The organism is Mycobacterium sp. E3251 (assembly GCF_001666835.1).
Classification (GTDB): domain Bacteria; phylum Actinomycetota; class Actinomycetes; order Mycobacteriales; family Mycobacteriaceae; genus Mycobacterium.
Window position 1 is genome coordinate 56,314 of the sequence record NZ_LZJF01000119.1, and the last position, 8,669, is coordinate 64,982.

Genomic DNA, 8,669 nt, shown 5'->3' on the forward strand with positions numbered 1-8,669 from the left:
ATGAACGCCTTCCCGCGGGCACCGATCGAGACTCCCCCGCAAGCGGGTGATACCCCCACGCCGCTGGCCTGGCTGGAGGCGGTGGAAAGTCAGCGCCGCGAGGCCGGGCTGCGCCGGTCGTTGCGGCCGCGGCCCGCCGTCGCCACCGAGCTGGACTTGGCATCCAACGACTACCTGGGGCTGTCCCAGCACCCCGACGTCATCGAGGGCGGCGTCGCGGCGCTGCGCATGTGGGGCGCCGGCTCCACCGGTTCCCGCCTGGTCACCGGCGACACCGAACTGCACCAGCAGTTCGAGTCCGAGCTCGCCGAATACGTCGGCGCCGCATCGGGATTGCTGTTCTCGTCCGGATACGCGGCCAACCTGGGCGCGGTCGTCGGCCTGTCGGGCCGGGGGGCGCTGCTGGTGTCCGACGAGCTTTCGCACGCCTCCCTGGTCGACGCCTGCCGGCTGTCGCGGTCCCGGGTGGCGATCACGCCGCACCGCGACGTCGATGCCGTGGAGGCGGCCCTCGCCGGGCGCGACGAGGAGCGTGCCGTCGTCATCACCGAGTCGGTGTTCAGCGCCGACGGCGCCCTGGCGCCGCTGCGGGAGCTGCACGAGGTCTGTCGCCGGCACCGCGCGCTGCTGATCGTCGACGAGGCCCACGGCCTCGGCGTGCGCGGGGGCGGGCGCGGGCTGCTGTACGAGCTCGGGCTGGCGGGCGCCCCCGACGTGGTGCTGACCACGACGCTGTCCAAGGCGCTGGGCAGTCAGGGCGGAGTGGTCCTCGGGCCGGCGGCGGTGCGGGCCCACCTGATCGACGCGGCCCGGACGTTCATCTTCGACACCGGCCTGGCGCCCGCGGCGGTGGGCGCCGCGTGGGCGGCGCTGACCGTGCTGCGGGCCGAACCGTGGCGGCCCGAGGCGGTGTTGCGGCATGCCCGCATGCTGGCCGAGGTGTGCGCCGTGCCCGAGATCCCGCAGTCGGCGGTGGTGTCGGTGATCCTGGGGGACCCGGAGGTGGCCCTGGCCGCCGCGGCCGCCTGCCTGGACGCCGGCGTGAAGGTGGGCTGCTTCCGGCCCCCGACCGTGCCGGCCGGGACCTCCCGGCTGCGGCTGACCGCCCGCGCGTCGCTGGATGCGGCCGAACTCGACATCGCCCGGCGGGTGCTCACCGACGTGCTTGCTGTGACGCGCCCTTGACCGTCCTGGTCGTCACGGGGACGGGAACCGGGGTCGGCAAGACCGTCGTCACCGCCGCGCTGGCCTGTCACGCCCGTCAGGCCGGCATCGACGTCGCGGTGTGCAAACCGGTCCAGACCGGCACCGACACCGGCGACGACGACCTGGCCGAGGTCGCCCGGCTGTCCGGCGCGACCGAGTTGGCCGGGCTGGCCCGCTACCCGCAACCGCTGGCGCCGGCCGCCGCGGCCGAGTTGGCCGGCGCGGCGCTGCCCACCGGTGAACAGGTGCTGCGGCTCATCGCCGGCCTGGACCGACCGGGGCGGCTGACGCTGGTCGAAGGGGCCGGCGGGCTGCTCGTCGAGCTCGCCGCCGAAGGCTTCACCCTGCGCGATCTGGCCGTCGAGCTGGGCGCCGCGGCACTGGTCGCGGTGACCGCCGAACTGGGCACCCTCAACCACACCGCGCTGACGCTGGAATCGCTTGCCGCCCATGATGTTTCGTGCGCCGGCCTGGTCATCGGCAGCTGGCCGGTGCACCCCGGGCTGGTGGAGACCTCGAACCGCTCCGCGCTGGGCCGGCTGGCCCCGGTGCGGGCCGCGCTGCCCGCGGGGGCCGGATCGATGGACGCCGCGCAGTTCGCGGCCATGAGCGCCGCGGCGTTCGACCGCGACTGGGTCGCCACGCTGGTCCGCTGATGGTGCATTCCATCGAGCTGCTCTTCGACGGCGAGACCGAGGCGACGATCCGCGGGCTCTGGGACGCGCTGGCGTGCGCGGGAATTCCCAGTCAGGCACCGGCCGGGCGGCCGCACGTCACGCTCGCGGTGGCCGACCGCATCGCCGAGGAGGCCGACGCCGCGCTCCGGCCGCTGACCGGCCGGCTGCCGCTGGGCTGTGCCGTCGGCCCGTCGCTGCTGCTCGGGCGGTCCAACGCGATCCTGGCCCGGCTCATCGTGCCGACGGCGGAGTTGCTGGATTTCCACGCGCAGGTGCACCGGTTGTGCGGCGAGCTCCTGGCCCCCGCGCCGGCCCCCACCAGCCTGCCCGGCCACTGGACGCCGCACGTCACGCTGGCCCGTCGCGTCGCGGGACCGGCGCTGAGCCGGTCGCTGCGGATCGCGGGGCGGCCCCAGCTCGTCGAGGGGAGCTTCGCCGGTTTGCGCCACTGGAACGGCGAGAAGAAGGTCGACTACCTGATCCGCTAGCCGCCGAACAGCAGGTAAAGGCCGGTGAAGGTGTAGCCGACCATGACCAGCATCATGGTCAGCTGTCCGGTGAGCTGGTGCCCGCTGGGCAGCAGCCGCAGCGCCTTGTCGTGGGCGGCGATCACCGCGAGGATGTGGCCGGTCACCACGCAGGCCACCTTGATCCCGGCCAGCACCGGCGGGTGCGCCGACAACACGTAGGCCACCTGCTGGTGCGCCAGTCCCAGCAAATTCCAGCCGTGGCCGAGCGGGTCGGCCAGCGCGAACACGGCCTGCTGTCCGCGCTCGACGAGGTAGGTGAGGTAGTGGGCGAAGATGTAGCCCACCACGATCGGGATCAGGGAATGTGCCATCTGGCCGGGCAGGGCGCGGCGCTGGTCGCGGTCCACGCCGCCCGTCGCGCGCGCGGCGAGCGAAAAGGTCACCGCCACAACGGAAATGAAGACAATCAGCCCGAGGGTTCGCAGCAGCGACGACGCCGGCGCCGGCGTCAGGCCGATGTCGCGCGATAACCCGTCGGCGAAGCCGCGCCACGTCGGGGACGACGAGAAACTGTCGAACGCCGTGGACCCGAGCAACACCGCGAGCAGCACCACCACCCCGGGCCGCACGGGCAGCGACGGCAAATGGTCGAGCGGATTCCCGATGACGATCCTCCCGCTCGCCGGGTTGCGGCGAAACGGGGACAGCCGGGACACCGCCATGCTGTACACGCCGAACGGGTCGGCACGGGCCAGCCAGCGCTGGCCACACAGCCAGGCGCCCACCAGCATGGCCACGGCGTACACACCCAGCCACGCGCCCACCCACGGCAGCGACGCGGGGTTCGGGCTGGCCAGCTCCATCCAGACGAACGCGAACAGGCCCAGCGCGGCCGGGCGGTAGCCCCAGCGTTCGGGATAGGACCGCCGCGGGCGGTGCAGGCGCTCGGGCGTGGCCCGCCGCAGCAACAAATAGACCGTCCGCATCGGCGAAATGACCCGCCAAACCGGCCCGATCGCCAGCGACAGCGCCACCAGGCCGACCCACAGCAGCACGTAGAACACGCCGAGTAGGGCGTTGGTCTCCGACCGCGGGCCCCACACCCCGGCCGCCACCGCCCACGCCGCGAACACCAGCGCCAGCCCGGCGGCCGTCCACCGCGTCGCCCGCGCGTCGACCAGCGCGGTCACCGCCGCCGGCAGTGGGCGGCCGGGCTTGAGCGGATCGAACCGCGGCCGCCGCCAGGCGAAGGCGACCAGCGCGAAGGTGAACGTCAGGGCCCACGCCGCGCCGACCATCGCGTACATGTACGGCACCGGAAGGTCGCCGGATCCGCCGAGGCCGTGCGCGAGGACCGCGGTCGCGCCGCGGGCGCTCACGGTTGGACTTGGATGGTCGCGATCGTGCGGTCCAGTCGGTGCAGCTCCACCTCGACGTTGCCGGGCACGTCGGCGCTGAACTGGAACGTCTGGTTGGGCGCCGCGGCCACCGAGAACTTGTGGTCGGGCGTCGAGTGCACGTGCAGCTCGTCGGGAGCGTCGCTGGTCACCTTCACCGTGATCGGCTGGTGCACCCTGGCCTGCAGCGTGGCGTTGGTGGGAGTCACCTGCCCGTTGGCGATGGTGACGTCGATCGTCGGGCCGGCGCCGGTGGCCTGCGACTGGTTATGCGAGCCGCCGCACGCGATCAACGCCCACGCCAGCGCCGCCACCCACGCCGCAGCCAGGGCGCTACGCATCCCCATCGATCAGGCCGCCCTGGGGGTGCCTGGCACGGTGTGCTTTTCCTCCTCCGCCCGCTTGGGGACGCTGTCGGCGTTGTTGATCCGGCCGGCGCCCCAGGTCAGGGCGGTGATGACCATCAGCGTCAGGAACAGCACGACGATTCCGCCGGCGGTGAACAGCCAGGCCGGCGCGCTCTGGTCGCGCTCGCGCTGCAGGATCGTGACCTCCAGGACGAACGGCCGCGTACTCGTCGCGAGGGCGGGGACCTCAGGCGCCGGGATGGCGTCGTCGGCCGGCTCGTAGATCGGCGCGGCCGTCATCGTGCGGCCGTCCTGGACCCGCAACAGCGTCTTCCAGTCACCCCACACCGGGACCGGCTGCGTGGACCGGTAGTGCCCCGGCCCGACCTTGGCGAGCTTGTCGATCATCAGGCCGCGGTCGTTCTGCATCCGCCCCTGCCAGGACAGGATCGTCAGCCAGTCCGGGTGGTCGCTGACCATGGTTGTCGGGGAGATCATCACGTCGGCCGACACCATCCGCTGGCCTGCGGGGCTGGGCAGATCCGTCAGCGTCACCGTGGCGGTGTTCTTGCCCGGCACGAGGATGTGCAACCCGTTGGCCACCGCGCAACCGATCACGAGCACCGTCAGCGCGACGACGCCGATGGCGAGCCGGCGGCCCGGCAGGCGCTCGCCGGTGAGCACCATGCCGAACATCGCGCCGCACAACCCGGTCAGGACGGCCACCGGCACCGACATCGCCAGCGCCTCGCCCCACATGCTGGTCGGCCACGGGTAGTGGTAGACGGCCCCGATCCACAGCGATTCCAGCCAGAGCCCCACCGTGGCGACCCCGAGGCCCGAGACGGCGCCGAACACCAGCGGGCGCTTGATCAACGGCGTCAGCGCCACCAGCTCGACGATGAGGGCGGGACCCAGGTAGAGCGGGAACCAGTTGATCGGGGCGCCCAGGATGGGGCCGACGATCACCGCGACCGCGCCCCGCAGCGCGATGGCGAACACCGCCGCGATGATCGCGGCGCCGCGGCCCATCGTCAGGCGGGCGGCGACGGCGGCCAGTGCGGACGCCGCGGCGATCAGCATCGGCTGAAACACCAGCCGGAACTGCGGGACCCCGAAGTCGAACTCGATCTGGTAGACCGACAGGCCGATGAACAACCCGCCGAACGACAGGTACCGCAGGAACGAGATGAACGCGCCGTTGAATACCTCCCCGGCTTCGTGCGCCTCGCCCTCACGCTCCAGCATCAGCACCGAGAACAGCGAGAAACACGCCCCGCCGATCATCATCAAATGCGTTGGGCCCCAAAGGGTGACGTCTTGACCGAAGATCCGGTGCCAGATGTCGTCGAGCGGGAACCCGATCATCGCGTACATGCCACAGCCGGCCATCAGGATGCCGCCGACGGGCGCGTACCAGTTGCGGGTGATGCGTACCGCCGCGGGCCCCGGCTTGTCGAAGGGCAGCACCATCGACACCGCGCCGCCGACGAAGATTCCGAACAGCCCGATGATGATGAAGTAGTGCGCGGGGTTGGCCAGCGGGCCGGGGTCGCGCCCGTTGCCGATGTGCCAGCTGACGTCCCAGATGAACCCGAACAGGGCGCAGATGATGAACGTCGTGAAGATCATGACCGGCAGCGCCACCCAATTGGGCCGGTGGAACTTCTCGCCGAGCTTGTCGGCCACCCGCGTCAACCACTCGATCCGATGGGTGCGGTGGGCATAACCGACCCACAGCATGACCGCGGCGATCACCACCGCCGCCACCGACAGCCCGATCACCTGGTTCAGGCCGGCGCCGCGGGCAGGCGCTTCGGCAACGTAGGTCAGTTCCGTCGAGTTCATCGTCAAAACCTCCGAACACCACAGGGCCCGAGCTGTGATCCAGCTCGCAGGAAGCGGAATGCCCAAATCGGCGGCCGGTCAATCACCGATTTCGTCGTCGTCGCGCTGCCCGGCCTCCTCGTCATCGCCGGAGCGCCGGTCCTTGAGTGCGACGTAGAGGATCACGCCGACGACGATGATCGCCGGCAAGAACGCGGGGATCGCCAGCAGGATCATGTGGTGGGCCACATACGCGGCGTGCGGATCGGTCATTGTCGTGAGATACCCCGGCGGGCGGCATGTTCTGCGGCCGTTACCCTACTTTGAACACTTTTATTCACAGCTGCCCCCACCGTGGGCAGGGGGGCCGCGTGCGCGGCCACTGACGATGCAGGGGAGTACGGGTGACTCAAGCGGCAACTCGACCGGCCACCGGCGCCAACGACGCAGACATCCTGGCGGTTGCCCGTGAACAGGTACTCGAGCGCGGCGAGGGGCTGAGCCGGGAGCAGGTGCTGCAGGTGCTGCAGCTGCCCGACGACCGGCTCGACGACCTGCTGGCGCTGGCCCACGAGGTGCGGATGCGCTGGTGCGGGCCCGAGGTCGAGGTCGAGGGCATCATCAGCCTGAAGACCGGCGGCTGCCCGGAGGACTGCCATTTCTGCTCCCAATCGGGGTTGTTCGCCTCGCCGGTGCGCAGCGCCCGCCTCGACATTCCCAGCCTGGTCGAGGCCGCCAAGCAAACCGCCAAGTCGGGTGCCACCGAGTTCTGCATCGTGGCCGCGGTCCGCGGTCCCGACGAGCGGTTGATGACCCAGGTCGCGGCCGGCATCGAGGCGATCCGCAACGAGGTCGAGATCAACATCGCCTGCTCGCTGGGGATGCTGACCGCCGAGCAGGTCGAGCAGCTGTCGGCGATGGGTGTGCACCGCTACAACCACAACCTGGAGACCGCCCGCTCGTTCTTCACCAACGTGGTGACCACCCACACCTGGGAGGAGCGCTGGCAGACCTTGTCGATGGTGCGCGACGCCGGCATGGAGGTGTGCTGCGGCGGCATCCTGGGCATGGGCGAGACGCTCGAACAGCGCGCGGAGTTCGCCGCCGAACTGGCCGAGCTGGGGCCCGACGAGGTGCCGTTGAACTTCCTCAACCCACGTCCCGGCACGCCGTTCGGCGACCTGGAGGTGCTGCCGGTGCCCGAGGCACTGAAGTCGGTGGCCGCCTTCCGCCTGGCCCTGCCGCGCGCGATGCTGCGGTTCGCCGGGGGCCGCGAGATCACCCTGGGCGACCTGGGCGCCAAGCAGGGCATCCTGGGCGGCATCAACGCCGTGATCGTCGGGAACTATCTGACCACCCTCGGCCGCCCGGCCGAGGCCGACCTGGAACTGCTCGACGACCTGCAGATGCCCATCAAGGCCCTGAACGCCACCCTGTAGGAAACTTGGAGACTGTGGTTCGGGAACTGGGCGCTCCGGTCAGCGCCGGCGTGTACAACGTCTACACCGGGGAACTGGGGGGCACCGCCGTGCCGACCGCGGCGCAGTTGGGCCTCGAGCCGCCCCGGTTCTGTGCGGAATGCGGCCGCCGGATGATCGTGCAGGTCCGCCCCGACGGCTGGCGGGCGCAGTGCTCGCGGCACGGTCAGGTCGACTCCGTCGACCTGGAGGCCCAGCGGTGACCGAGCCCGTGGAGGGTCGGGACGCCCCGCCGGCCGCAACCGCCCCGCGCAAGCCGCCGGTGCGCGCCATCGTCATCGCCGGGCTGGGGTCCGCGGCGGCCGGGGTGCTGGCCGGCGGGCTGTGGGCGTGGATCGCCCCGCCGATCCACGCCGTGGTGGCGCTGACGCGGGCGGGCGAACGGGTCCACGACTACCTCGGCACCGAGTCCGAGCACTTCTTCGACGCGCCGTGCCTGATGCTGGGCCTGCTGACCGTGCTCGCGGTGGTGGCGCCCGTGCTGGGGTGGCAGTGGCGTGAGCGCCGGGGGCCGGGGATGGTCGTCGCGCTGTCGACCGGCCTGTTGACCGCCGCCGCGGCCGCGACGGCTACCGGGGCCGCGCTGGTCCGGGTCTTCTACGGCGCGTTGAACTTCGACGCGGTGCCGCTGTCCAAGGCCCCGTCGGTGGCGTACGTCGTCCAGGCGCCCCCGGTGTTCTTCGCCCAGAACCCGCTGCAGATCGCGCTGACCCTGCTGTGGCCCGCCGCTATCGCCGCGCTGGTGTATGCGGTGCTGGCGGCCGCCGACGCCCGTGACGACCTGGGCGCCCTTCCGCCGGGCGGCCGGGCTTCCGATGCGCTGCCGCTGGGAGCCGGGGGTGCCGCGGAAGCGGCCGTGTCATAGCGGACGGCGGTGAATGCTCCGGCCGAAGACGACCTTGGCCGCGATCTTGGCCAGCCGCGCCATCCCGACGTAGGTCATCGGGTGGAACATCGTCGGCCAGGTGGTCCGGATGAGGTGCTCGGTCAGCGGGCGGCGGTCGAACCGGTCCGTGAGCCAGCGCAGCGTCATCGGCGCCGACAGCGGGTGTAGCAGCATGTGCTCGTTGAACGCGTCCCGGTGGTAGGTCACCTGGGCGCCGCCGGCCGAATAGGCGTCGGCGAGCACGTCGATGTCTTTCACGTCGATGAGGTAGTCGTGGACGGCCTGCACGATCAGCACCGGCGGCGTCGGCACGGCCACGCCCAGCTTGATGCTCTCGAACACGTGCATCACCTCGGGCGTCGACAGGATGCTCTCGAGCGG

The 8,669-nt window shown here is 71.5% G+C and carries 11 protein-coding genes; 6 read left to right on the forward strand and 5 right to left on the reverse strand.

The window, feature by feature from the left end:
* From A5697_RS14200 to A5697_RS14210, 3 genes are read left to right on the forward strand one after another with little or no spacing between them, the layout of a single operon-like run.
* A complete protein-coding gene (locus A5697_RS14200) occupies positions 1 to 1,185 on the forward strand; it encodes an 8-amino-7-oxononanoate synthase (RefSeq protein ID WP_068011037.1) in 1,185 nt (394 codons plus the stop codon).
* On the forward strand, positions 1,182 to 1,862 hold the full coding sequence (gene bioD / locus A5697_RS14205) for a dethiobiotin synthase (protein ID WP_067948072.1): 681 nt from the start codon (positions 1,182 to 1,184) through the stop codon (positions 1,860 to 1,862). Before A5697_RS14200 ends, bioD begins: the two co-directional genes overlap by 4 nt.
* Positions 1,862 to 2,371, forward strand: a complete 510-nt coding sequence (locus tag A5697_RS14210) for a 2'-5' RNA ligase family protein (protein WP_068011039.1) — start codon at positions 1,862 to 1,864, stop codon at positions 2,369 to 2,371. The genes bioD and A5697_RS14210 overlap by 1 nt, the downstream gene beginning before the upstream one ends.
* Here A5697_RS14210 and A5697_RS14215 read toward each other — a convergent pair.
* The 4 genes from A5697_RS14215 to A5697_RS28085 all read right to left on the reverse strand — a co-directional run bounded on the left by A5697_RS14215 (position 2,368) and on the right by A5697_RS28085 (position 6,197).
* A complete protein-coding gene (locus A5697_RS14215) occupies positions 2,368 to 3,660 on the reverse strand; it encodes a hypothetical protein (protein WP_369806120.1) in 1,293 nt (430 codons plus the stop codon). The genes A5697_RS14210 and A5697_RS14215 overlap by 4 nt on opposite strands.
* Positions 3,661 to 3,728: 68 nt before the next feature.
* Positions 3,729 to 4,097: a hypothetical protein gene (locus A5697_RS14220; protein WP_068011043.1), complete on the reverse strand. Its 369-nt coding sequence runs from the start codon at positions 4,095 to 4,097 to the stop codon at positions 3,729 to 3,731.
* Positions 4,098 to 4,100: 3 nt separating this feature from the next.
* Entirely contained in the window at positions 4,101 to 5,945 is a 1,845-nt protein-coding gene (locus tag A5697_RS14225) for a hypothetical protein (RefSeq protein ID WP_068011045.1), read from the reverse strand.
* 78 nt (positions 5,946 to 6,023) lie between these two features.
* Complete coding sequence (locus A5697_RS28085; RefSeq protein ID WP_197501001.1) at positions 6,024 to 6,197, reverse strand: hypothetical protein; 174 nt, start codon at positions 6,195 to 6,197, stop codon at positions 6,024 to 6,026.
* A 131-nt stretch (positions 6,198 to 6,328) separates the two neighbouring features.
* On the opposite strand from A5697_RS28085, the gene bioB reads away from it, so the two are divergent.
* From bioB to A5697_RS14240, 3 genes are read left to right on the forward strand one after another with little or no spacing between them, the layout of a single operon-like run.
* Complete coding sequence (gene bioB / locus A5697_RS14230; RefSeq protein ID WP_067948082.1) at positions 6,329 to 7,363, forward strand: biotin synthase BioB; 1,035 nt, start codon at positions 6,329 to 6,331, stop codon at positions 7,361 to 7,363.
* 14 nt (positions 7,364 to 7,377) lie between these two features.
* Positions 7,378 to 7,605 carry a hypothetical protein gene (locus tag A5697_RS14235; protein WP_068011047.1) on the forward strand — a complete coding sequence of 76 codons (228 nt, stop codon included), beginning with the start codon at positions 7,378 to 7,380 and terminating at the stop codon, positions 7,603 to 7,605.
* Positions 7,602 to 8,267 carry a DUF2567 domain-containing protein gene (locus A5697_RS14240; protein WP_369806027.1) on the forward strand — a complete coding sequence of 222 codons (666 nt, stop codon included), beginning with the start codon at positions 7,602 to 7,604 and terminating at the stop codon, positions 8,265 to 8,267. Before A5697_RS14235 ends, A5697_RS14240 begins: the two co-directional genes overlap by 4 nt.
* Here the strand turns inward: A5697_RS14240 and A5697_RS14245 are convergent.
* The coding region (locus tag A5697_RS14245; protein WP_231971936.1) for a lipase family protein at positions 8,262 to 8,669 on the reverse strand (408 nt) is incomplete at its 5' end. The genes A5697_RS14240 and A5697_RS14245 overlap by 6 nt on opposite strands.